Annotated in this window: 24 protein-coding genes and 2 pseudogenes; 10 read left to right on the plus strand and 16 right to left on the minus strand. The window is 59.0% G+C overall.

What is annotated here, in order from left to right; all coding sequences use genetic code 11:
- The first annotated feature begins 382 nt into the window (after nt 1–382).
- The 7 genes from FGF66_RS10375 to FGF66_RS10405 all read left to right on the plus strand — a co-directional run bounded on the left by FGF66_RS10375 (nt 383) and on the right by FGF66_RS10405 (nt 6,800).
- Nucleotides 383–1,264 (plus strand): universal stress protein, encoded by an 882-nt coding sequence (locus FGF66_RS10375; protein WP_139457570.1) that lies wholly within the window; start codon nt 383–385, stop codon nt 1,262–1,264.
- A 281-nt stretch (nt 1,265–1,545) separates the two neighbouring features.
- Nucleotides 1,546–2,082 carry a DUF4405 domain-containing protein gene (locus FGF66_RS10380; RefSeq protein ID WP_139457571.1) on the plus strand — a complete coding sequence of 179 codons (537 nt, stop codon included), beginning with the start codon at nt 1,546–1,548 and terminating at the stop codon, nt 2,080–2,082.
- A gap of 12 nt (nt 2,083–2,094) precedes the next feature.
- Nucleotides 2,095–2,778: a response regulator transcription factor gene (locus tag FGF66_RS10385; RefSeq protein WP_139457572.1), complete on the plus strand. Its 684-nt coding sequence runs from the start codon at nt 2,095–2,097 to the stop codon at nt 2,776–2,778.
- The gene (locus tag FGF66_RS10390) at nt 2,775–4,232 is read left to right on the plus strand and encodes an ATP-binding protein (RefSeq protein ID WP_139457573.1); all 1,458 of its coding nucleotides are present in this window, start codon (nt 2,775–2,777) and stop codon (nt 4,230–4,232) included. Before FGF66_RS10385 ends, FGF66_RS10390 begins: the two co-directional genes overlap by 4 nt.
- 120 nt (nt 4,233–4,352) lie before the next feature.
- Entirely contained in the window at nt 4,353–4,940 is a 588-nt protein-coding gene (locus FGF66_RS10395; protein WP_139457574.1) for a hypothetical protein, read from the plus strand.
- Nucleotides 4,941–4,944: 4 nt separating this feature from the next.
- Complete coding sequence (locus tag FGF66_RS10400) at nt 4,945–5,772, plus strand: cytochrome c3 family protein (RefSeq protein ID WP_139457575.1); 828 nt, start codon at nt 4,945–4,947, stop codon at nt 5,770–5,772.
- A 113-nt stretch (nt 5,773–5,885) separates the two neighbouring features.
- Nucleotides 5,886–6,800, plus strand: a complete 915-nt coding sequence (locus tag FGF66_RS10405; RefSeq protein WP_139457576.1) for a cation diffusion facilitator family transporter — start codon at nt 5,886–5,888, stop codon at nt 6,798–6,800.
- 429 nt (nt 6,801–7,229) lie between these two features.
- On the opposite strand, the gene FGF66_RS10410 is transcribed toward FGF66_RS10405, so the two are convergent.
- The 16 genes and pseudogenes from FGF66_RS10410 to FGF66_RS10475 form a co-directional block, all read right to left on the minus strand.
- The gene (locus FGF66_RS10410) at nt 7,230–7,649 is read right to left on the minus strand and encodes an IS630 family transposase (protein WP_342779656.1); all 420 of its coding nucleotides are present in this window, start codon (nt 7,647–7,649) and stop codon (nt 7,230–7,232) included.
- Complete coding sequence (locus FGF66_RS12685) at nt 7,646–7,888, minus strand: helix-turn-helix domain-containing protein (protein WP_170181327.1); 243 nt, start codon at nt 7,886–7,888, stop codon at nt 7,646–7,648. The genes FGF66_RS10410 and FGF66_RS12685 overlap by 4 nt, the downstream gene beginning before the upstream one ends.
- A 75-nt stretch (nt 7,889–7,963) precedes the next feature.
- Nucleotides 7,964–8,143 (minus strand): annotated as a pseudogene (locus FGF66_RS13160) (winged helix-turn-helix domain-containing protein); the annotation flags it as partial.
- A gap of 212 nt (nt 8,144–8,355) precedes the next feature.
- Nucleotides 8,356–9,048: a fibrobacter succinogenes major paralogous domain-containing protein gene (locus tag FGF66_RS10420; RefSeq protein WP_139457579.1), complete on the minus strand. Its 693-nt coding sequence runs from the start codon at nt 9,046–9,048 to the stop codon at nt 8,356–8,358.
- Between the two features lie 72 nt (nt 9,049–9,120).
- The gene (locus FGF66_RS10425) at nt 9,121–9,429 is read right to left on the minus strand and encodes a TFIIB-type zinc ribbon-containing protein (RefSeq protein ID WP_139457580.1); all 309 of its coding nucleotides are present in this window, start codon (nt 9,427–9,429) and stop codon (nt 9,121–9,123) included.
- Between the two features lie 573 nt (nt 9,430–10,002).
- Nucleotides 10,003–10,707: a prepilin peptidase gene (locus FGF66_RS10430; RefSeq protein WP_139457581.1), complete on the minus strand. Its 705-nt coding sequence runs from the start codon at nt 10,705–10,707 to the stop codon at nt 10,003–10,005.
- A 2-nt stretch (nt 10,708–10,709) separates the two neighbouring features.
- Complete coding sequence (locus FGF66_RS12970; RefSeq protein ID WP_246046663.1) at nt 10,710–11,168, minus strand: type II secretion system F family protein; 459 nt, start codon at nt 11,166–11,168, stop codon at nt 10,710–10,712.
- Between the two features lie 478 nt (nt 11,169–11,646).
- The gene (locus tag FGF66_RS10440) at nt 11,647–12,615 is read right to left on the minus strand and encodes a type II secretion system F family protein (protein WP_246046664.1); all 969 of its coding nucleotides are present in this window, start codon (nt 12,613–12,615) and stop codon (nt 11,647–11,649) included.
- A gap of 12 nt (nt 12,616–12,627) precedes the next feature.
- Complete coding sequence (locus FGF66_RS10445) at nt 12,628–14,061, minus strand: CpaF family protein (protein WP_139457582.1); 1,434 nt, start codon at nt 14,059–14,061, stop codon at nt 12,628–12,630.
- Nucleotides 14,037–15,182 (minus strand): nucleotide-binding protein, encoded by a 1,146-nt coding sequence (locus FGF66_RS10450; protein WP_139457583.1) that lies wholly within the window; start codon nt 15,180–15,182, stop codon nt 14,037–14,039. Before FGF66_RS10450 ends, FGF66_RS10445 begins: the two co-directional genes overlap by 25 nt.
- Nucleotides 15,183–15,188: 6 nt before the next feature.
- Nucleotides 15,189–16,076, minus strand: coding sequence for a pilus assembly protein TadG-related protein (locus FGF66_RS10455; RefSeq protein ID WP_246046665.1), 888 nt, complete (start codon nt 16,074–16,076; stop codon nt 15,189–15,191).
- Entirely contained in the window at nt 16,073–16,297 is a 225-nt protein-coding gene (locus FGF66_RS12975) for a hypothetical protein (protein WP_246046666.1), read from the minus strand. The genes FGF66_RS10455 and FGF66_RS12975 overlap by 4 nt, the downstream gene beginning before the upstream one ends.
- A gap of 73 nt (nt 16,298–16,370) precedes the next feature.
- Nucleotides 16,371–16,508: pseudogene (locus tag FGF66_RS13115) on the minus strand (TadE/TadG family type IV pilus assembly protein); the annotation flags it as partial.
- Nucleotides 16,505–18,184 carry a type II and III secretion system protein family protein gene (locus FGF66_RS10465; protein ID WP_246046667.1) on the minus strand — a complete coding sequence of 560 codons (1,680 nt, stop codon included), beginning with the start codon at nt 18,182–18,184 and terminating at the stop codon, nt 16,505–16,507. The gene FGF66_RS10465 and the pseudogene FGF66_RS13115, both read right to left, overlap by 4 nt.
- Nucleotides 18,185–18,195: 11 nt before the next feature.
- The gene (cpaB, locus tag FGF66_RS10470) at nt 18,196–18,771 is read right to left on the minus strand and encodes a Flp pilus assembly protein CpaB (protein ID WP_246046668.1); all 576 of its coding nucleotides are present in this window, start codon (nt 18,769–18,771) and stop codon (nt 18,196–18,198) included.
- A gap of 114 nt (nt 18,772–18,885) precedes the next feature.
- Nucleotides 18,886–19,371 carry a DUF456 domain-containing protein gene (locus FGF66_RS10475; protein ID WP_170181328.1) on the minus strand — a complete coding sequence of 162 codons (486 nt, stop codon included), beginning with the start codon at nt 19,369–19,371 and terminating at the stop codon, nt 18,886–18,888.
- 408 nt (nt 19,372–19,779) lie between these two features.
- Here FGF66_RS10475 and FGF66_RS10480 point away from each other — a divergent pair, with 408 nt between their 5' ends.
- From FGF66_RS10480 to uppP, 3 genes are read left to right on the plus strand one after another with little or no spacing between them, the layout of a single operon-like run.
- Entirely contained in the window at nt 19,780–20,493 is a 714-nt protein-coding gene (locus FGF66_RS10480; RefSeq protein ID WP_139457587.1) for a pyridoxine 5'-phosphate synthase, read from the plus strand.
- 5 nt (nt 20,494–20,498) lie between these two features.
- A complete protein-coding gene (gene rdgB, locus FGF66_RS10485) occupies nt 20,499–21,179 on the plus strand; it encodes an RdgB/HAM1 family non-canonical purine NTP pyrophosphatase (RefSeq protein ID WP_139457588.1) in 681 nt (226 codons plus the stop codon).
- A gap of 18 nt (nt 21,180–21,197) precedes the next feature.
- Nucleotides 21,198–22,049 (plus strand): undecaprenyl-diphosphatase UppP, encoded by an 852-nt coding sequence (gene uppP, locus FGF66_RS10490; RefSeq protein WP_139457589.1) that lies wholly within the window; start codon nt 21,198–21,200, stop codon nt 22,047–22,049.
- Nucleotides 22,050–22,083: the final 34 nt, after the last annotated feature.

Below are 22,083 nucleotides of genomic sequence, written 5' to 3' on the forward strand. Positions count from 1 at the left end.
TCAGAGACTTTTCTAATATCGATTTTTTCCATACCCGCAATATAATATATTTGCGAGTTTTATTGGCCGGATTAATAAACCCAACGAAACACGCAACTGGAGTGTTCCCGGCAAGGCGATCGCTCGTCATCTGTCAATAAACGAATCTCATGCAAAATATGATCGTCTCAACATGAATCCGCCCGCTTTTACGTCACAAAAGAGCCGGAAAAAGCGCTTTCTGCTGAAAGAGTGGCGCACGCTCTGCAAGCCGGAGCGGCGTCACGGATTGCTTCGGCATGGTCGTATGATTATAATAAGATGAATTACGGGCTACTGGTCCTTTCAGGCATCACTCGCGCTGCCGGGCAGGCCGCTCCGATAATCCTACAGGAGTCAGAACATGAAACCCATCTCCTCGCTTCTCGTCGCATCGGACTTCTCCGCCGATTCACAACACGCCATGCAACGCGCGGCGCTGCTGTGCAAAGCCGCCGGAATCACCCGTGGAACCGCGCTGCATGTGGTCGAAACCGGCTTGCTGGAGAACCTGACGCGCCTGTTACACCTGCCGTGCGAAGCCGAATCGACCCTGCTCGACGATGCGATGCACGCTCTCGAAAAGGAGATCGCGTCGATTTTCGAGGGTTCGGGCGTTCAGCTCGAACCGCAAGTCCGCTCCGGCAAAGCCGTTGACCGAATCATCGAAGCGGCGGCGGAGCCGGAGATCGTGCTGCTTGGCGCGAAAGGCCGGCACCTGATCGACACGAACATCGGCTCGACGCCCGGCAGGCTCATCCGGCACTCCGGCAAACCAGTGCTTGTCGTCAAGACCGAGCCGGTTCAGCCATACCGGAAAATACTGGTGGCCGTTGATTTTTCTGCTCATTCCCGCCGCGCCGTGGAGTGGGCGGCGCGAGTCGCCCCGACAGCGCCGCTCTACCTCGTCCATGTCTATCAAGCCATGTTCGAAGGCAAGATGAAGTATGCGGGCGTCACCGAGGACGCAATAAACGACTATCGCCGCATGGCGCGCGAAGCGGCTGAGCTGGAGATGGAGCACTTCATATCGACGTTGACCGGCGTACACAACTCACGGCTCCACAAGATGATACGGCATGGCGAGCACCCGGCGCAAACCCTCGTGAGGGCAATCCGCAAGACCGGCGCCGATCTGGTGGCAGTCGGCAGGCAAGGAAAATCCCTGATGGAGCACTTTCTGCTCGGAAGCGTGACGCTCAATCTTCTGGAGCTCTCCCCATGCGACCTGCTGGTGACCCAGTGAGCGCCTCATCAAACAGACTGGTTGCGCCATAATCACAACGACGCCCCGACATCCCGAAAACATGTCCTGAATGATTTGATATGAAAGGCGGATGGAGCTGTTCGCCTCCGTGAACCGCTTGCCCCGAAAAGCCGCCTCCCCGGCGAGGCCGGTGCGTTTTAAGTGATTTTTAAGGTTTCACTTACCCTTTTTTAAGGGTTGCGGGGATATGTTGACTCCTGTTGACCGCACTGGCGGTCTTCCGGCAGAACGATTCAATCAAGCAAGAACTACGAAAGATCATGAAAGCGAACATCCGATCCTGGGCGACTCCTCTGGTGACTGGAGCACTCCTGATTTCCGGCGTCACCGGCCTGTTACTGTTTTTTGAATTCGAGAAGGGACTCGTCAAGCCCGCGCACGAGTGGCTCGGCTGGCTGCTGGTCGCCGGAGCGCTCCTCCATGTGGCGGCAAACTGGAAAGCCTTTACCGCGTACTTCTCGAAACGGCTCGCCGTCGCTATTTTAGGATTATGCGCGATTGTCACGGTGGCCTCGGCAATGCCGTTCCTCGGCGATGGGGAGGAGGAAAACGGCAAGCATGTCGCCAGAGCCTCGGCAAAGGCGCTCGAAACTTCGTCCATCGAAACCGTCGCGCTGGTTGCAAAACAAAGCCCCGGTGAGCTGATCGCCCGGCTCAAAAACGATGGCGTCACGGTGAACGCACCATCGCAGACCATCGCCGAGATCGCGGCGGCCAACGGCAAGGAGGCCCCGGAACTGCTCGGCAGGCTGATCGGCAAACCGGCGGAGGGTGACGGCGACGATAACGACCATTAAACCACTGCATGGATGAGAATCCTCATTATCGAAGATGAACCGGGAATCGCGGGCTTCCTCAAGGAGGGGCTGGAGGAGGAGTACTTCGCGGTCGATGTCGCCAGCGATGGCCGCAAGGGAGTCGAACTGGCGCTGACCAGCGACTACGACCTGCTCCTCGTTGACTGGATGATTCCCGGCATCAGCGGTATCGAGGTGTGCAGGCGGCTCCGCAAGGAGGACGTCGAGACCCCGGTCATCTTTCTGACGGCGAAGGACACCATCGAAGACGTGGTGTTCGGACTCGATGCGGGGGCCAACGACTACATCCGCAAACCGTTCGAGTTCGAGGAGCTGCTCGCCCGCATCCGGGTGCAGCTCCGGCGTCGCGGCAGCGAAGGCGGCCCGCTCGCCGCCGGGCTGCTGTCGGTCGATCCGGCGACCCACGAAGCGCGGTATGGCTCGACCGGACTCGCCCTCACCCCGAAGGAGTTCGCGCTGCTTGAATTCCTGCTTCGCAACAAGGGCAAGGTGTGCACCCGCAGCCGCATCATCGAGCACGTCTGGGACATGCATTTCGATTCGGACACCTCGGTTATCGACGTCTATATCAATTTTCTCCGGAAAAAACTCGACGCCGCCGGGTGCCGGAACCTGATCCAGACCATCCGTGGCGTGGGCTACATCATCCGCGAAGAGGCGGCGGAGGGCGCATGACCAACTCCCCCGCGCCCGCCCAGCGTGGCCGCTCGAAGCTCTTCTCCTCGATGAGCATCCGGAACAGGATCGCCCTCTACTACACCGGGGCGACGGCGCTTCTGATCGCGATTGTCTTCGCCGCCATCATCTTCACGGTTGATAGCGTCGTTTACCGGCACCTCGACGAAGAGCTTCTGAAAGAGGCTGTCGAAACGCTCGACGAGGCGCATATCCGCAAGGATCGCTTCGAAGGCTTTTCCGGCGCGGACAAGTACGACGACGACGTTTTCGATGACGACGATTTCAGCGAGCGCCGCCACAGGGATATCGATTCCGAATTCATCCAGATCACCGATGCCGGGGGCCGCGTCGTCCGCAAGTCTTCGAGCCTTTTCGACAACTCGCTCGACGTCGAGCGGGGCAAAGCCGGAACCGTGTTCCGCAACAGCACGATCGGGAGTTCCGCGGTTCGCCAGGTTCAGTTGCCGCTCACGGGGCGCGACGGCAGCATCAACGGCTACCTTGCCGTCGCCGTGCCGGTCAGGGGAGCGCTTCTCGTGCTTCGTGACATGACCACCATCGTCGTCGTCTCGTTCCCCTTCATCACTCTCGTGCTGTTCGCGCTGACGCGGCTGATCGCCGGGCGAAGCATCCGGCCAATCGACGAGGTGATCGCCACGGCTGAAACGATCACCCAGTCGAACCTCGACCAGCGCATTCCGCTCCCGGCGAACCGTGACGAACTCTACCGGATGTCGGTCACGGTGAACGCGCTGCTCGACCGCTTACAGCAGGCGTTCCAGCGCGAAAAGCAGTTCACGGCGGATGCGTCGCACGAGCTGAAGACGCCGCTGGCCATCGTCAAGGGAACGCTCGAAGTGCTGGTGCGCAAGCCGCGAACAGTCGAACACTACGAGAGCCGGGTCAACGCCTGCCTCGCCGAGCTGAACCGGATGGCCCGGCTGATCGACCAGCTTTTGCTCCTGGCCCGCGACGACTCCAGCTCGATGAAACCGGCTATCGTCGAGATCGACGTGGCCGCGCCGCTCGAAGCGGCGTTGTCGAGAATAGAGCCATTCGCCCGCCAAAAAGGGATCGCGCTCGCGCTGGCCGACGCCCCGCCCTGCCGGGTGAAGGCCGATCCTTCGCTGCTCGAAATCATGTTCGGCAACCTCCTCTCCAACGCGATCAAGTATTCGCCCGAAGGCTCTTCGGTGGAAATACGGATCGAACGGAAGGAGGCCGCCGTGGTTTGCGCCATCGAGGATCACGGCATCGGCATTCCGGCCGAGCAGCTCCCGGCCATTTTCGACCGCTTCTACCGCGTGGACGAGTCGAGAAGTTCCGGCACCGGCGGCTCCGGCCTCGGGCTGGCGATCGTGAAAAAGCTCGCCGACCTCCAGTCGATCGCCATTTCGGTCAGGAGCGAAGCGGGAAAAGGAACCACGTTCGAGCTGACGTTCCCGTCGTGAAAAAGCGGAGGTCGAGGGATGCGTTTTAAGTCACTTTTAAGCCTGCTTTCAGGACGGTTTAAGGAAGCCGGGGATAACTTTTGGACTGGAAAATCATGAAAACAGTTACCCGGCAAAACCATGTGGCAATCACTCCTGATACGCAAAGCATTCCCGCTGACGGTTTCATACCTGCTTCTCATCGCCGCCGCGATTGCGCTCGACTCCCTGCTCCACCAGTTCAGGCTCGAACTGGCGGGACGGTATCTTGGCGTTGCGGGAACCCTCTTTTTTCTCCTCTCTTTCATCTATTCGGCGCGGAAAAAAAAGATAATCCCGAAAGGGCCGGTCAAACGCTTTCTCCAGCTTCACTGCAACGCTGGCTGGATCGCGACGCTTCTGATACTGGTGCACTCCGGAATCCATTTCAACGCGCTGCTCCCCTGGGCCGCCACGGCACTCATGATGATCGTGACGGCAAGCGGCCATGTCGGGCAGCATCTCGTGCGAAAATTCAGGAGCGAGGCGAAGCTCAAAAAGCAGCAACTCGGCATCGACGCTCCGCCGGATGACGCGCTCGACCGGGAACTCTTCTGGGATTCGGTGACCGTGAAGGCGCTCGACCGGTGGCGGACGGTGCACATGCCGCTGGTCGTGTTCCTTGCCGTTCTGACGCTGGCGCACATCGCGTCGATCCTTGTTTTCTCCAACCGGGCAACCTGGATGTGAATACATGAAAACGCTTGCCATCATCGCCGCATTTCTCGCCGTGCTTATCGGCCTCGCGCTGGCATTTCCGGATCGCCTGCTCAATCCCGGGCATCTGATGCAGGGCCATGCGGGAATCGAAAAGCAGTGCCTCTCCTGCCACAAGCCGTTCAGGGGTGCGCTCGCCATGCAGTGCGCGAGCTGCCACAAGCCCGGCGACATCGGCATCAGGAGCGTCGATGGATCGGCCCTGCCGAAAAAGGCGGGCAAAGCGCTTTTCCACCGGGGGCTGCCTGCAAACGGCTGTCTCGAATGCCATACCGACCACAAGGGGCGTGACGCCAAAAAAGCGTTGCGCACGTTCAGGCACGAAAGCCTCGGTGCGAACTTACGCGCCAATTGCAACACTTGCCACGACGGCCAGAAGCCACAGGACAAGCTGCACGACTCCGCAAGCCGGAGCTGCGGCGACTGCCACGCGACCGGCGGATGGCGGCCCGCGAGCTTCGATCACAAGCTGCTGACAACGCGCCAGCGCTGCATCGAGTGCCACAAGCGCGACCTGCCCACGGGCGGACTCCACGCAAGCGCGGGGACGAACTGCACGACTTGCCACGGCACCAAAGCCTGGAAACCGGCAAGCTTCAACCACGACCGCTACTTCCGGCTCGACCGCGACCATCGGGCGAGTTGCGCGACCTGCCACAACGATCCGACAAATTTCAGGCAGTACACCTGTTACGGCTGCCATGAGCACACCCCCGCGAACATCGCCAGCGAGCACATCGAGGAGGGAATCAGAAACTACCGGAACTGCGCGAAGTGCCACAAAAACAGCCGTGATGGCGACTGAAAACGGCGACAGCGCGATGGCGAAACCGCGTTCCGGCGCTACTTTGTTACATTGATGAAAGACCCGTATTCGGTATCGCGCCGGATACGGAAAACTCGTAACGATTGACATCTATGGTTCGTGACAAAAACAACTCCCTGAAGCGCTTCGCCCTGCTGTCGATCCTCGCCGCAATCGTCACCATTGCGCTGAAAATGTTTGCCTGGCGACTGACCGGGTCGGTGGGACTGCTCTCCGACGCGCTCGAATCCTTCGTGAACCTTGCCGGGGCGATGATGGCGCTGGCCATGATCACGCTTGCCGAACGCCCGGCAGACGACTCCCACGCCTTCGGCCACGGAAAGGCGGAGTATTTTTCGAGCGGCTTCGAGGGGCTGCTGATCCTTGTCGCCGCGCTCTCCATCGGCTTCAGCGCCGTCGAGCGCCTGCTTCATCCGAGGGGGCTGGAGACCGTCGGCCTCGCGCTTGTCGTCTCCGCGGGCGCGAGCGTGGTCAACTACCTGACGGCGCGTGTGCTGCTGACCGTAGGCATGCGCGAGAATTCGATCACGCTGGAAGCCGACGCCCATCACCTGATGACCGATGTCTGGACCTCCGTCGGCGTGATCGCTGGCGTTGCCCTGGCCTGGTGGAGCGGTTTGACGTGGCTCGATCCGGTCATTGCGCTCGTGGTCGCGCTGAATATTCTGCGCACCGGCTGGCTACTGCTGCAACGCACGGCCGATGGCCTGATGGACGCCGCGCTCCCGCCCGGTCAGCTCGCCGAAATCAGCGCGGCGCTACAGGAAATATGCTCTGAAGGGGTGAGCTACCGTAACCTGAAAACGAGAATGGGCGGCAGCCTCGTCTTCATCACGCTGGATGTCATCGTGCCGGAACACTGGAGTGTCCGCCAAGGACACGACTGGTGCGAACGCATCGAGTCACGGTTGAGGGAGAGAATTCCCCACGTCAACGTCACGACCCACCTCGAACCCACCGCAAAAGCGCCCCCCCCCGCCCCCGAAAACCCCGATGCGGCTCGATAGCTGCTTCTCACCGAAGCAGTGATAGAACCGCATGGAGCTGATCAGCCTCGTTTGGCTTGAGAGCAAGAGACTGCATCCCTTCCATCCGCGAGATTATTGCAGGGTTCAGTTCTCTTGCCGGATTTTCTTTTGACGGGATGTGTTGAAGGACGCAAAGGGAAGCGCAGAAAGTGCTGCTGGGCCTGCCGATTTTGCAGAATGAGCGCATCTGTATATGACCGTGCATCTTGACCGACCTGAAAACGATTCACGGATGGACTATCCCTAATTCCATTTCTATTACAATAAAGCACTAATAATCCAAGGCCAAGCGACGATAGAATGCACTCTGGGTGTATCCAGCTCCATCGCTTTCAACGAAACTTCCAGGTGATCTTCAAGAGCTTCGATGCTGTCGAAGACCATATTGCCGAATGCTTTTTCGCGCAGTTAATCCCACAAATGCTCGACAGGGTTGAGTTCCGGAGCATAGGGCGGTAATGAAACCAACAACATGTTCTTCGGTATCTTCAGCGTCGAGGACTTGTGCCAGCCTGCGCCATCGAGGATCATGGCGATTCGATCTTTCGGGTGTCTGGTGGCGACCTCATCAAGAAAAAGCTGCATGCATTCGCTGTTGACCTGCGGCAGAATCAGCGTGTCCAGTACGCCATCACTCACTGACACCGCAGCGTAAGCATAGGTATATTGTTGTGTTACCATCGCTTGCGCCAACGGACGAATTGGGCGGGGACACCAGCATCGCCGCGTATCGGAGATACGACCGAACCGCGCCTCATCCTGAAACATCACCAGAAGCGCACCGTCTTTATTGGTGCCAGACCACTCTTTGTCGATCGTGGAAATCAGGTTCCGGAAGTTTTTTTAAACGTCTCCTGCGCTTCGGGATCGCTTTTCGGGTGCCGTTTGTCCGGCGCAAGCTTTCGCCAGCCGTGCCGGTGCAGCAGATTGTAGATCGAGGCGAGCGCCGTGGTTCGGCCCAATCGCTTGTCGAGCACCTGCTTGATTTCGCCGACGACCAGGATGCCGCCACGAGCCGCTTTGTCGAAAAAAGGAGCAAGGAATTCAACCTCGTCTTCGAGTGTCATGTTTTCCCTTCGGCGACCGCCACGCTTTTGTTTCGGCGTCTGCGGCTGGCCGACGGACTGGATAAAGCGCCTCCTGAGTTTACAGGCCCAACCTCTTGAAATACCAAGGATTGCGCTTACCTGATCCATCGATAAACCATGTTCCAGTGGCAAGATTACCGCTTGAGCCTCGCGCATCTGTTCTACTGTTCGTGCTTTGGCTAAAGCTTCCTTTGCTATTGCCAGAACCTCCTTGCCTGTCGCCGGTCGTGCCATATACCCTCATTTTTTTTGTTGATGGGTATATAATAGTCATATTGTATTAGAATTGGAATTACAACTATCGCTCTCGTTTCCATTCATCAACAGCACTCAACATCTCCATCCAAAAAATTATCGAATACCAACACTCAACGATCCAGTTCATACTTGCGACAAACCGAAAGTATAAGCTATAATTTGCGAATCATGCCGACAACGAACGGCATTCAATCGACAATACACCGAACCGACATGCCATCCCGTTTTTCCTCTGCGCTGTTTATGATCGAAGGAACATGGAAATTGATCAACCTGTAATGCGCCATTTTCGGGCTGTATTCCGATGACGACCAAAAATAGGCGCTTTTTTTGACAAAGTAAAAGTTGCCATTGATACCGCAAAGCCCTCCTGGATGAGCATTGAATTCACTCTCGTTTTCAGCACCTGCATTGGGCTTTTCCCATAGCACTGAATCGACCGCTTTCATCTTTCCACCCGCAAGCGCCTCCCCGCCAAGTTCTTCAGTCAAAACCGACCACTCTTTGTCGCTCGGAACATGTGAACCTTTAGGGGCAAGTCCACGTGGGTCGTTCACCGCATACCAGTTATAGAGTCTGCCATACTTTTTTCCATTACCTGGGGCGTTATTATAAAAGGCCCATGCCCCCTCACCCTTTTGCGCTGCATTGTACCACTCTTTTGCAGTTTTTGCGTATCGGATAGGATCACCATTACGATAGTGAGTAACGTTCAAGTTTGTCTGAGTCCAAACCTGAGTTCCAATGGTCACTGTTTTATATCGATTGCCATCGATATCAGTTATTTCTAAGGGACTTGCACTTGCAATTCCGTGAGCAAACATCATAATGATTAAAGCCAAGGCAAAAAATCCTGTGACGAATCTTTGTTTCTTTCTCATCGTTATCTGCGTTTTAGGTTATAGCAACGACACAACTGAATAATAACTTCTTACAGCATCACTTTATGAAAATTAATCAAAAAGTTCTCCGAGAAATCCGAGCGGCCCGCCATGTTTTTTTCTTTTTCCGGTTCTTGGATCTATATAATATCCATGACCGCCATGCTCATGGTCGTGGTCATGATGCCCATGACGAGATTCCATATTTTGAGCAACACCTCGATATTCATTCGACATATACCCGCCAGAAGACCGCTCAATGATTTTGTCAAGTTCTCCTTTGTCAAGCCAAACTCCACGGCATTCCGGACAGTAATCGATTTCAATTCCTTGGCGCTCAGTGATCAGAAGATCAATGTCTCTACATGTCGGGCATTTCATCAGACTCTCCGCTTATATTTTATCAATTCAATTATTTAAAAAAACAGAAACATCACGAAGAACGGGCAAAATCCATTAGATTCGCCCTATTCGTACATATCATTTCTTTAACAAGATAACCCCGAAAACTTAAATAGGCCTTAATGGATGATTAAAAAATGCTTAAATCACAGGAAGTACCTCCCATATACTGAAAAAGAGATCGCGACATCTTCTCGAAAGCGAGGACAAGGTCGTGGGAATATCAAACTTTCGGCGGGCGCTGTTCAGCTCATGGACGCCTCTAAAAAGCGTCATGAGAGACCCGACCGTTGTCGGGAAAAGCGGACGGAGCGCGGAAACCGGAGCCCCGACATGTTGGGATGAGGAATTCGAGCACCGCTCAACGCAGCAATCGGGGTGCGCAACAAGTTTTTTTGAGGCACCCTATCTTTTATCCGCGAGATTATTGCAGGGTTCAGTTCTCTTGCCGGATTTTCTTTTGACGGGATGTGTTGAAGGACGCAAAGGGAGCGGTGACTGTTCGATCGCCGGGTGCTACGATGTTTCGTGCTCGCCCGGCAGTTGAGCGGCCTACAAGAGCCACAACAGCGCCACCGCGGCGATCGCGGGGCCGAACGGCCATTCGGCGTCGCTGTCGAGACCTTTGAACCGCCGCCACGCCAGGTACCAGACGACGGTCGCCACGCTGGCAAGCATCGTCACGTACAGCACATCCACAACGCCCCACCAGGTGGCGAGTGCGGCCAGGAGTTTGAGGTCGCCGCCGCCAACGCCAGCATTGCCTTTGATGCGCTGGAACACCCAGGCAAGCCCGCCGAAAAGGCCAAGCACTACGGCGGCGGATGACGCGCTCGCGAGCAGGCTTTGCGGGGTGAACCCTGCATGGCTGCTGACGAGGCCCGCCACGCCGAGCGGCAGAACGATCCAGTCCGGCAACAGCGTGGTGTCCCAGTCGATGAGGGCGAGCAACAACAGGGAGCTGGCCACGATGCCCCACAGTAACGGCGCGGCCCAGGCCGGGTGGCTGGCGACTCTGGCGGCATCGATCCACAAGCCGGTATTGACCACCAGCACCCAGATGTACCGCGCCATCGGCACGGGCCGCTCCACGCCACCGCCGGGGCCTTGCCATTCGTGCAGTGGAGCCTGCGCGCGCTGCAACACCGCGCGCGGAATGACGCGGGCCAGCGGCACAAGCCACCAGCCAGTCAACTCACCAGCCAGCCACCAGGGCCAGTCCGTCCGAAGGGTATGCAACAGGCGATCGGGACTCACGGCTAAAACTTGTCTTTCAGGACTTCGACCAACTGAATGATCGCCGGGCCGAGCACCACGATAAAGAGCGTCGGGAAGATAAACAGTCCGAGCGGCAGCACCATTTTGACGGGGATTTTGGCGGCAAGCTCTTCGGCTCGCTGGCTGCGGCGAGAGCGCATCATGTCTGAATGCACGCGCAGCGATTGGGCCAGGCCGGTGCCGAACCTGTCGGCCTGAACAAGCATGGAGACCAGATCATCCATCTCATCAAGGCGCGTACGCAGGGCCAGGTTGCGCAGGGCTTCGACGCGGGAGGCCCCGGCTCGCATTTCGAGGCTCGACAGGTAAAACTCCTGGGCCAGATCGGGGCTGGTGCGCGCCATTTCGCGTGATATGCGGGCAATGGCGGCGTTGATGCCCATGCCCGACTCGGTGCAGACAACCATGAGTTCGATCATGTCGGGCAGCTTGTCGCGCATTCTCCCGATGCGCCGCCGGGTAATGACGCGCAGCGCCAGCTCGGGCAGATAGTACGACGGAGAGCGCCAGCAGCATGACGTAAACCAGAGGAATCTGCGGCTGGGTGAAACGCAGAAACAAGGCGAGCGCCGCCGGGAGCACCAGCGTGAGCAGGGTTTTCACGGCGAAGTAGTACTGCGGCGCGTTTTTGTTGCGAATGCCCGCCTGCAAAAATCTGATTCGCGCCTTCGAATTTTGCCATCCCTCTTCCGGGAGCGACAGTCTGGAGAGCATCTTGATGACCGCGCCCATGCCGTGGTTTTTTGCCGTAGCTTCGACTGGAGCCCAGCTCTGGCGAACGATTCCGGCAAGGCGTTTTTTGAAGAGGTTACCGGCTTCCCATTGGCGCAACGCGAGCACCGCCGAGGCAACAGTGGCCCCCGAAAGCACGATGGTCAGGATTTGAAGCGTGTCTTGCATGGTGGTCGAAACTGAGGGTTAAACCTTGATATGGGTCATCCGGTTGAGCACGAGCATCCCGAAGGCCATGAGTACGCCACCGATGATGAGCAGGATGTGGCCTTGGGGAGTGCTCCAGAGCACCGAAATGTAAACGGGCCTGATGAGCGTGATGATGACGGCGAACGCAAACGGCATGGCGCCCAGCACCACGGCCGAGATGCGCCCTTCGGCTGAGAGCGTGCGAATCCTGCCGCGCAGCTTGATGCGCTCGCGGATGGTTTTTGCCAGCCCGTCGAGCAGTTCGGCGAGGTTGCCGCCGGAATCGTGCTGGATCGTGAGCGAAATGACAAAGAAATCGAGGTCATCGCTTCGAACGCGCTCGGAGAGCTGGCCGATGGCCTCCTTGAACGAGATGCCGAAGCTGATTTCATCAAAGACGGTTTTGAACTCCTGACCCGTCGGATCGGGCAACTCCTTGCCAACCATGCCGATGGCCGAAGTGAGGCTGTGACCGGCCCGCAGCGCGCGCGAGATATAGTCGAGCGTCTCCGGCAACTTGTCATCGAAGGCTTTGCGGCGCTTGCGAGCCAGCCAGAACAACCAGAGCACCGGTGTGCTGGCGATGGCGGCTGCCAGCATCAGCAGGAGCGCGAGGTTGCCCTGACGCAGCAGACCCGCCGCGACGACCACCGTGAACAGGGCGAGCATGAGGAGCATCATCCGCGCGGCAGAGAGCGGGCTGTGGGCGCGTTTGCAGAGGCGTTCGAGCCGCCCGAATGTGCTGGAGCGTGAACGGAGCCAGGTTTCGAACGCGCCGTCCCGATGGCCGCTTCGCGCGCTCGTGGAGCTTTGCCCACCCGGATGAATGGCTTCGTAGATAGCCTGCAAGCGCTGTTTTTTCGCTTTGACGCGGGGGTCGAAAACGTAGAGCCAGGCCCCGTAGAGCAACAGCATGAGCAGCATGACCACCACGAAAACAAGAAGGGAAAACAACAACGTGTCCATGATGCGCAAGGTTTAGTCGTTAACGACGGGTTCAAACATGCCATCACTGAGAGTGATGCCGTAGGTGTGGATTTTTTCCGACACTTTGGGACAGACGCCCGTCGCGCTGAACACTCCCTGCACGGATCCATCCGGGTTGATGCCGGTGCGCTTGTAGCAAAAGATCTCCTGGGTGGTGATAACGTCGCCCTCCATGCCGCTGATCTCCTGGATGCTCGTCACCTTGCGCTTGCCGTCTTCGAGCCGCGCGATCTGGACGATAAAGTGAAGCGACGAGGCGATGAGCTGGCGCATCGCCTTGCCCGGCATGGTGATACCCGCCATCCCCATCAGGTTTTCGAGGCGGCTCAAGGCATCCCGCGAGCTGTTGGCGTGAATGGTGGTGAGCAAACCCTCGTGGCCGGTGTTCATGGCTTGCAGCATGTCGATCACCTCGGAGCTGCGCACCTCGCCGATCACGATACGGTCGGGCCTCATGCGCAAGGCGTTTTTCACCAGCGCGCGCATGGCGACTTCGCCCTTGCCCTCGATGTTGGGCGGGCGCGTTTCGAGCCGGACGACATGATCCTGCTGAAGCTGGAGTTCCGCCGTGTCTTCGAGGGTGACGATGCGCTCGCTGTGGGGAATGAAGCCCGACAGAATGTTGAGCAGCGTGGTTTTACCCGTGCCCGTGCCTCCCGAAATGAGGATGTTGCACTTGACCTTGACCAGCGCCGACAGCAGCTCGGCCATCTGTGTCGTGAGCGTGTTGTTCTGGATGATGTCCGGCATCTGCAACGGCACGACCGCGAAGCGCCGGATGGTGAGCACCGGGCCGTCGAGCGCCAACGGGTGAATGATGGCGTTGACGCGCGAGCCATCGGGCAGGCGGGCGTCGGCCATCGGGCTGGACTCATCGATACGCCGCCCCACGCGGGAGACGATCTTGTCGATGATCTTCAGGAGATGCTCGTCATCGTTGAAGCGGATGTCGGTGAGGTAGATGCACCCCTTTTTTTCGATATAGACATTCTGGTAGCCGTTGACCATGATTTCGGAAATGTCGGGATCGGCGAGCAACGGCTCGATCGGCCCCAGCCCCATGATCTCGTTTTTGAGGTCGGCCACCAGCCGGTTGCGCTCCTGAACATTCAGGGGAATGGCCTCCTCATCGATCAGCGTGGCGAGTTCCTGCCCAAGCTCGTTGCGCAACTGCTCGGGGGTCATGCTCTCGATGGAGTTGAGGTCGATGCGGGCAAGCAGCTTCTGGTGCAATCTGGTTTTGGTCGCGTAAAAGTCAACCCCTTTGGATGCGTTGTTTTTTTTCTTCGACGCCGCCGACCCCGAAAGATCGACAACGTAGGATTGCGCAGTCGCCCCAGCGATATCGCACACCGGTTCGGGAGTGGCCGCTCCCCGCCTGGTGGAGAGGTTCCAGCGGGCTATTTGATCTTTAAGCGTTGCCATAGCGATGGTTTTTGATGACCGGCACCGGTGAGATGCTCGGCCCAGCCGATGATGGTTCTGGAGAGTTTCGATCCGGGTTCCACCTGCAACAAGGGGTTGCCCAGCATGAGAGACGCTTCGACGGCTTCGGTATCGACGGGAAAGCTTTTGCTGATCGGCCTGCCGATGAGTTTTTCGATTTCGGCGCTGGAGATGCGCTCGCTTGCGTCGGCCCGGTTGAGGATGATTTGGAGGCTCGATACGGGCTTTTCCAGCTCCTCGCAGAGTCTGAGCAGTTGGCCCGCCCGGCGCAGCGATGGCAACGACGGCGTGGCGACGATGCAGAGTTCGTCGAGATGATCGAGCACCCAGATGCCGATCCGGTCGAGTGACGAACCAAAGTCCACGAGGATGTAGTCGTAGCAGCTTTGGGCGATGCCAATGAGCTCGCTCACGCGCCCGGGTTCGATCTCGACGATTTTATCGTACGCGCCGGGCGACGCAATGAGGTCGAGCGCAGGGCCGAGGTGCTGCACCATGCTGTTGAGCAGCGACTGGTCGAGCCGGTCGGACTGGCTGGAAATGTCGGCCAGATCCTGAATGTGGTTCTCGCGGGTAAGGTACAGGTCGAGTTCGCCGAAGGGCAGGGAAGCATCGAGCGCCAGTACGCGAATTGCCGGCTCCCGGGAGAGCGCGAAGGCGAGGTTTGCCGCCAGGCAAGTGCTGCCATCGCCCCCTTTCGAAGAGACAAATCCAAAAACCCGCCCGCAGTTGATGCCAACCCCTCTTGCGCGAAGCTCGACGCGCTCGATCACCTGCCGCAGGGTTTCGGGGGTGCTGGCGGCAATGACTTCACGCACGCCAACGCGCATGAGCGACAACAGCTCTTCGGGCCTGGCCTGCGGGTGCAGCGCCACAATGGCGGCATGAGGCAGCGCGAGGCAGAGCTTTTCGACCTCCTGAATGTATTGCGGCTCGGAGGGGTCAAAGCCCGCGAGCAGGACGAGATCGGGCTTGCGGGACGTGAGCTGACGCGCCATGACCTCAAGCCCCCCGACCATGCGCATGAGCCGGTGCTGACCCAGCTCGAGCCGGGCATCGGAAACCTCCCACGCCTGGGGAGAGTACGTTACGATGTTCATGGTTGCTTATCTGACAAGTATTGGAGGAGTGTACGCGCCGTATAACCCGCCGCTGCCGTCGCCAGGATAGAGGCCGGGGATGATCGCCGCATCGACGAAATGGCCGGTTATATATTTCCCGCCTTGACTGTATCCATCGATATGAAAAGCGGCAATCGCGACGATAGGCACGAAGGCGTTGGTATCGACTTCGTCAACAATAAACATGCCCACAGTTGTACCGACAGGCACTTCGCTGTACAACGTGGCTTTTGCGCCCGGCTGGATGTAGGTGTTGTTGCCGATGGACAATTCGGTGGCATTGCCATTATCGATGAGGTCCCGCATGAATGGGACATCCGGGTTTTTCACATAACTTTGAAAGGTGGTCCACTGACCCGACAACACCTTTTCACCATCGAAAGCGTAGATGGAGCCAAGATTGATGGTCGGGGCCACGCCGTTTACCAGAACGGGGGCGAACAGCAGGCTCAGTGGCCCGTTGTTCTGTGTGCCGGAGATGGCAATCGTGGCGCGCACGGCGGGGAGATAGCCCGTGACGAACGTGCTGCTCCAACTGCGCGACTGGAGATTCCAGTAGCCGGTTTCGATCGTCGCTTGCTGAATCTGCGCGCCATTGACGACGTTCTGCTGCGCCAGCTCCAGCGCCTTGGCTTCAGCCGCCGCCCAGTTGAACGGGTCGCCTCCGGCGTCGATGAGCGAGCAAGCGCCGCCCATGGCAGCCGCGTCGGCGGCGCTCTGGAGTTCGACCTTGACGAGGTGCAGGCGGGCCAGGTCAACCGCCAGGGCGGCGAAACCAAGCAGCACCAGCAAGAGCAGCGCGAACCAGATGGCGACGCCGCCACGCTGGTGATGCAGCCGCCGGTCGATGGAGCGTAAACGTGTCATGGTCATTCGAGCCTCATGCTGGTTTGGGCCGAAATCGAAAAGCCCGGAAACAGGTAAAACGCATCATAATCGCCGCTGGCCTGCACGGTGAGAATGTCGCCCGAAATGCTCGAAGTGATCGAAGCCGACATTGCGTCGCCAAACGAAACGAGCTTGTTCTGGCACACCTGCGTGGCGACGGTGTTGGCGCTGCTTATTCTGGAGCCATCGGTGTACGTTGCGGGCACGGACACCGATGGCTCGCGCCCCCTCGCGGGTGGCGATGGCGAGCACGGTTTTGTTGTACAGGGCGACGGAAAAGTAGATCACCCCGAAAAGAAGCAGCAGGAACACCGGCAGGATGAACGCGAATTCAACCATCGCGTTTCCTTTCTGGCGTCGTACGGGCTTCGCTGTCGGAGCCTGATGCCCGGCAGCATCCGCGTGCATGGTGATCATCTCTCCCTCCGCGAGCTTTCAAGTTTTCCACCGATGAACAGCTCGTTGGTGCCCGCCGGAACATACTTGTCCGTGGGAAGCTCCGGCGCGGTGGCGCTCGCCTTGACGAGCGTGGGACGAATGATCACCATCAGCTCGGTCGTTTCGGCATTCTTCTCGGTGCGCCGGAAGAGCGTGCCGAGAACGGGAATATCAACCAGCAGGGGCAGCGCCCGTATGACTTCGGTGAGGTTGTCACGCAGAAGGCCGCCGATAACGAGGTTTTCACCCTCGTTCATCTGGACGGTGGTGGAGGCGTAGCTCATTTTGAAAGCGGGCAAATTGATGTTGGTGCCCGCAGTGAGCACCTCTTTCAAAGTCTCGGAAACTTCGGGCGCAACCCTGAGCGAAATGCGTCCGGCATTCAGCACGGTGGGCGTACACCGCAAACCCACGCCATAGGTGCGCTCGACGTAGTCGATCTGTCCGTAGGCTCCGATGGTGGGCGTATAAATTTTGCCGCCAACCAGGAAATACCCTTCGTGACCACTCATGGCGACAATGGTCGGTTCGGCCAGGATTTTAATCCAGCCCTTTTTGCGCTCGGCCTCAACCCCAAGCTTTTTGCCAAGCGTGATCTTTCTGAGGGGGTCGTAGCTGGCATTCAGTATGAGGTTCAGCGTAGCATCGCTGACAAACCCTGTCATGAGACTACCCTGCGTACCACCGATGTCTTTCATCAATCCGAGTCCCAGCGTTTCGATATAGGATTTGGAAACTTCGGCGATGCGAACTTCGAGGCGAACTTGCTGCGGATCACGGATTTGAAGGAGGTTGACCACGCCGGGCGTACTGGCGGAGGCGCTGCTGGCTGCGCCGGGGAGAGCAGCAGCGATGCTTTTGACCACGCCGGACAGGTTGGCCTGCGCCGTATATCCAGAGGCGGGAGCGCTATTGACCAGGGTGGCTTCGGGGTTTTCTTCGGGAACCGCGCCGCCCGCATGTGCTTTGACGATGCGGAGAGCGGTTTCCGCCGCCAGAGCGTCAGAGACGGAGCCGGCCACGATCAGCGCCGGGCCTGAGGCGTAGAGCTGAATACCGGTCTCGTTCGGCAGCACGGCTTTCAACATCTCTCTTATGTTGCTGATGTTGCGGCTGACGTGGAGCGGCGTGGTGGTGACGTTGCCTGCCCGGTCCCAGATGACGAGATTGGTCGCGCCGGTTTTTTTGCCCAGCAGATAGAGCTGGGAGGAGTTGATCATGATATAGTCGGCCACCTCGGGATCGCCCACGGCAACGCGGGAGATTGGTCGCGCGAGCCGGAACACCCTGGATTCGCCCACAGGCACGAAGCAGACCGATGGCAAGGCCATCGAGGTCACGCCTTCGCCGCGCACGGTCGAGCGCCGAGCGGTTGACGCCACGGCCCCGGAAATCGAAGGCGAGGCGATTGGAGCCGCTGCTGCCGCGGCAGTGGTCAAGCGGGAGGCGCTTGCCGCCGGTGCTGCCGTGCCGGTGGTCGAGCGCGGAACCGCGACGGGCAGCGCGCCAAAGAGCAATGGAAAAGGCTTTGCGGCCATGCGAACGTTACCGGAGATCGCGGGCGAGGCCACTGCGGCAACGGAGTCCGCGCCGAAAAGTAGCGCCGCTAACGTGATCGCTTTGCAGGCCAAACGAATTTTGTTTGTCTTTTTCATGGTCATGTTGACTAAGGTTTGGCAGCAGATTGACGGCTTGTGCCGCGGATTTCCTCGAATCCCCTGCCTTGACCCGCGCGGCTTCGGCGCAAAGGCGCGGCCTGCGCGACCGGCGAAGGGGTGGCGGCGAGAGCGGAGTGCGGATAGACTATATCGGGCAGACGTACGCCTGCGGAGTTGATTTCGTTAGCGTCGAATTCGTTGCGCAAGACCAGGGAGAGCTTGCCGATGTTGCGGGCCAGATCGAGCTTTTCGGATTCGGTCGGCGTCAGTTCGACGGTGACGGCATTGACCACTTTTGGTTTATCGGGTTCCATGGCGGTCTCCTGTGCCACGGCAAGAACCTTCACGCGCGACAGCACGGTTCGCGAAAATGGCTGGCCGCTGCCGTCCTTGCCGCTCACCAGCACATCCACATAGCTGCCGGGCAAGGCGAATCCGGCAACCGCGATCACCTCGTTCACCTTGACGGTAATGGCGCGTTTGCCCTCCGAAATGATCGAGGCCAAGCCGCCGGATGCGTTGACCGGGGCCAGTTTGCCGGGCAGGACAGCCTTGAACTCGCAAGGAAAAAGCGGATACTTCAAGAAGCCGGCACCGGGCGAACAGGCGGTGATTTTCCGGCTGAACAGCTCCGGAATAATCGTCAGAGACTGCCTGGCTAAAAGGGAGTTACGTCCTTTCTGATCTATTCCATCTTCTCACACAAACCTCGCCAGCAGAAACACCCCGACCATAACAAACGCTACGGCGAGACGAGCGGCGATGCCGATCGCCATGCCGATCCAGACTCCAAGACCGGCGGTGCTGGCGGATTGGATATCTTTCTGGGCGTAGAGTTCGCCGAGGATGGCTCCGATGAAGGGGCCGATGATGATGCCCGGCAATCCGAAGAGGAGGCCGATCACGGTGCCGATGGCTGCACCCATGACGCCGTATCTGCCTGCGCCGAAACGCTTTGCGCCGAAGAGACCGGCGAGGAAATCGATGATATACGCCGCCACGGTGAGCACGGCGAGGATCGCGATGGTTCCCCAGCCGACGTAGGCGAAGCCTTCCGCCCAGGCGGCGAAGACGAGGCCTGCAAAGATGAGCAGCACTCCCGGCAGCGCGGGCAAGAGGAGGCCTGCAAATCCGGCGATGAGCAGAAGCGCGGAGGCGAGCCAGAGGATGGTGGGGGGTTCCATGTTCAGCGGTTTTGATTTCGGCAAATACGGCTCACAAGCGTTGAATTTGAAAGATACAGGTTTGGCTGCAACAACTTCCGCCATGCGTCTGGGTACCTCTGACAACTTATTGCATTGCGCGTTCCGATTGCTGCGCTGCTCCCGACTGGCCGGAATCGAAATCCTCACGTACGCCGTGTACATTCCGGCTTCTGCGCTCCGTCCGCCTTGCGCTCGACCCACTCATGACACTTTTTAGCGATGCCTTTCCGAGACAGCCTTGCTCCTGCAATTTTCAGCCGCCTCGAATTCCACCGTTCTCCCCGCCTGTCTGCTGCTGATTTTACGGTATGTTTCTTTTGTTTTCCCTATCTTCTCAACTCACCGGGAGATTCCCGAATCATGAATCATTACCGAGGAGCTATGACCATGAGACTCGCCGTTAACATCGACCATATCGCCACGCTGCGTAACGCCCGGAACGAAGGACATCCCGATCCCGTCGAGGCCGCCCTGCTCGCCGAAAAACACGGTGCGGCTGGCATCGTCTGCCACTTGCGCGAAGATCGCCGCCACATCAAAGACGACGACCTCGCCCGGCTGCGGGAGGAGATCACCACCAAGCTCGATCTCGAAATGGCCATGACCAGCGAGATACAAAAAATCGCGCTTGCGGTCAGGCCCGACCTCGTCACGCTCGTGCCCGAAAAGCGCGAGGAGCTGACCACCGAGGGCGGATTCGCCATCCAGAAGCACTTCACCCGCCTCTGCGAATTCGTCAAGCCATTGCGCGACAAAGAGATAGGCGTCAGCATCTTCATCGAGCCGGAGGAGGAGTCGATCGCGCTCGCCGCCGAAGCCGGGGCAAATATCGTCGAGTTTCACACCGGCACCTACTCGCTCCTCGCCAGCGACGAAGAGCGAGCGGAAGAGCTGGAGCGCATCCGCAATTCGGCGCGCATCGCCCGCGAAATGGGGCTGACGGTGGTCGCCGGGCACGGCCTCAGCGTACTCAACATCGCGCCATTCAAGGAGTTGCGCGACATCGAAGAGGTCAGCATCGGCCACGCCATCATCTCCCGCGCCGTCTTCATCGGCCTTCCGGAAGCCATTCAGGAAATCCTCGACCTCATCCGCCGATAACCGTTATGGAATCACAACACCCCGAAATCACGATCGTTCTCGCCACCGGCAACAAGGACAAGGTTCGCGAGCTGAAGCCCGTGCTCGAAGACCTCGCCTCCGGCATCAGCGTTCGCTCGCTCCATGACCTCGGCCTTGACATAGACGTCGAGGAGACCGAGCCGACCCTCGACGGCAACGCGCGACTCAAGGCCGACGCCATCTTCGAGCTGGTTTCGCCGCGCCTCGACTGGTTCATCGCGCTGGCCGACGACACCGGCCTCGAGGTCGATGCGCTTGGCGGTGCGCCCGGCGTCTATTCCGCCCGCTACGCACCCGTGCCGGAAGGCGTCGCCCGAACCTACGCAGACAACGTCCGCCACCTGCTCTCGGAGATGCGCGGCAAGAGCGAGCGCACGGCCCGCTTCCGGACGGTCATCGCCATGAAGGGTCGCCTGCCCGCGCCGGATGGAGGCGCGATGCTCTTCGACGAAACCACCGACGGGCACATCGACGGCGTCATCACCACCGGGCCGCAGGGCGACGGCGGCTTCGGCTACGATCCGGTCTTCGCGCCGGAGGGAATGGAGCGCACCTTCGCCCAGATCGGCATCGACGAGAAAAACGCCATCAGCCACCGCGGACGCGCCGTCATGGCGGCGGCAACGCGCATCGGCGAGATCCTTTCACAATGCGGAATCAAGTAACCGAAGCATAACCATCCAATGACCCTCATCCAGGCCATCACTCTCGGCATCGCTCAGGGACTCACTGAATTTTTACCCATCAGCAGTTCAGCCCATCTGCGCATCGTTCCGGCCCTCATGGGGTGGGAGGATCCGGGCGCGGCCTTTACGGCGATCGTGCAGATCGGCACGCTCGCGGCGGTACTGATCTACTTCGCCAAAGACATCGTTTCGATCAGTGGCGCGGTGATTTCGGGAGTGCTGAAAGGCAAGCCGCTTGAAACGGACGAATCCCGGACGGGATGGATGATCGCTGCCGGAACGATACCGATCGTGGTGTTCGGACTCGCTTTCAAAGACCAGATCGAAACCGTCCTGCGCTCGCTCTACTGGGTTTCGGCGGCGCTGATTCTGCTGGCCCTCGTGCTGGTCGTGGCCGAAAAGCACACCGCAAACCGCGCCCGCGACGGACGCAGAGGAAAAGCGATCAAGGAGATCACCTGGACGGACGCCATCATTATCGGCCTGGCGCAGGCGATGGCGCTCATTCCCGGCTCGTCGCGCTCCGGCGTCACCATCACGGCGGGGCTGTTCCGCAACCTCGACCGCGAAACCTCGGCGCGATTCTCTTTTCTGCTCTCGCTTCCCTCGGTCTTCGCGGCGGGAGCCTACCAGCTCTACAAAACCTGGGACGTCATCACCGCCTCGAACGACAACATGATCGCGATTGCCGTAGCCACGGTTTTCGCCTTCGTTTCCGGCTACCTCTCCATCGCCTTCCTGCTCGCCTACCTCAAACGCCACAGCACGGGCGTCTTCATCGGCTACCGCCTGATCCTCGGCATCGCCCTGATCGTCATGATCGCGGCGGGAAGATTGTCGCCCCTGTGACAAGCGGGGACTGATCGGACGGATCTGTCCGACC

This window comes from Chlorobaculum thiosulfatiphilum (assembly GCF_006265165.1).
GTDB classification, from domain to species: Bacteria; Bacteroidota; Chlorobiia; order Chlorobiales; family Chlorobiaceae; genus Chlorobaculum; species Chlorobaculum thiosulfatiphilum.

Coding starts and splice junctions, on each gene's coding strand:
- FGF66_RS10375 (WP_139457570.1), top strand. CDS start 383: ATGAAACCCATCTCCTCGCTTCTCGTCGCATCGGACTTCTCCGCCGAT.
- FGF66_RS10425 (WP_139457580.1), bottom strand. CDS start 9,429: ATGAAATGCCCGACATGTAGAGACATTGATCTTCTGATCACTGAGCGC.
- FGF66_RS12685 (WP_170181327.1), bottom strand. CDS start 7,888: ATGACACTCGAAGACGAGGTTGAATTCCTTGCTCCTTTTTTCGACAAA.
- FGF66_RS10475 (WP_170181328.1), bottom strand. CDS start 19,371: ATGGAACCCCCCACCATCCTCTGGCTCGCCTCCGCGCTTCTGCTCATC.
- rdgB (WP_139457588.1), top strand. CDS start 20,499: ATGGAATCACAACACCCCGAAATCACGATCGTTCTCGCCACCGGCAAC.
- FGF66_RS10465 (WP_246046667.1), bottom strand. CDS start 18,184: ATGAAAAAGACAAACAAAATTCGTTTGGCCTGCAAAGCGATCACGTTA.
- FGF66_RS10480 (WP_139457587.1), top strand. CDS start 19,780: ATGAGACTCGCCGTTAACATCGACCATATCGCCACGCTGCGTAACGCC.
- FGF66_RS10385 (WP_139457572.1), top strand. CDS start 2,095: ATGAGAATCCTCATTATCGAAGATGAACCGGGAATCGCGGGCTTCCTC.
- FGF66_RS10455 (WP_246046665.1), bottom strand. CDS start 16,076: ATGACCATGACACGTTTACGCTCCATCGACCGGCGGCTGCATCACCAG.
- FGF66_RS10450 (WP_139457583.1), bottom strand. CDS start 15,182: ATGAACATCGTAACGTACTCTCCCCAGGCGTGGGAGGTTTCCGATGCC.
- FGF66_RS10440 (WP_246046664.1), bottom strand. CDS start 12,615: ATGGACACGTTGTTGTTTTCCCTTCTTGTTTTCGTGGTGGTCATGCTG.
- uppP (WP_139457589.1), top strand. CDS start 21,198: ATGACCCTCATCCAGGCCATCACTCTCGGCATCGCTCAGGGACTCACT.
- FGF66_RS10405 (WP_139457576.1), top strand. CDS start 5,886: ATGGTTCGTGACAAAAACAACTCCCTGAAGCGCTTCGCCCTGCTGTCG.
- FGF66_RS12970 (WP_246046663.1), bottom strand. CDS start 11,168: ATGCGCGACAAGCTGCCCGACATGATCGAACTCATGGTTGTCTGCACC.
- FGF66_RS10420 (WP_139457579.1), bottom strand. CDS start 9,048: ATGAGAAAGAAACAAAGATTCGTCACAGGATTTTTTGCCTTGGCTTTA.
- FGF66_RS10400 (WP_139457575.1), top strand. CDS start 4,945: ATGAAAACGCTTGCCATCATCGCCGCATTTCTCGCCGTGCTTATCGGC.
- FGF66_RS10390 (WP_139457573.1), top strand. CDS start 2,775: ATGACCAACTCCCCCGCGCCCGCCCAGCGTGGCCGCTCGAAGCTCTTC.
- FGF66_RS10445 (WP_139457582.1), bottom strand. CDS start 14,061: ATGGCAACGCTTAAAGATCAAATAGCCCGCTGGAACCTCTCCACCAGG.
- FGF66_RS10395 (WP_139457574.1), top strand. CDS start 4,353: ATGTGGCAATCACTCCTGATACGCAAAGCATTCCCGCTGACGGTTTCA.
- FGF66_RS10380 (WP_139457571.1), top strand. CDS start 1,546: ATGAAAGCGAACATCCGATCCTGGGCGACTCCTCTGGTGACTGGAGCA.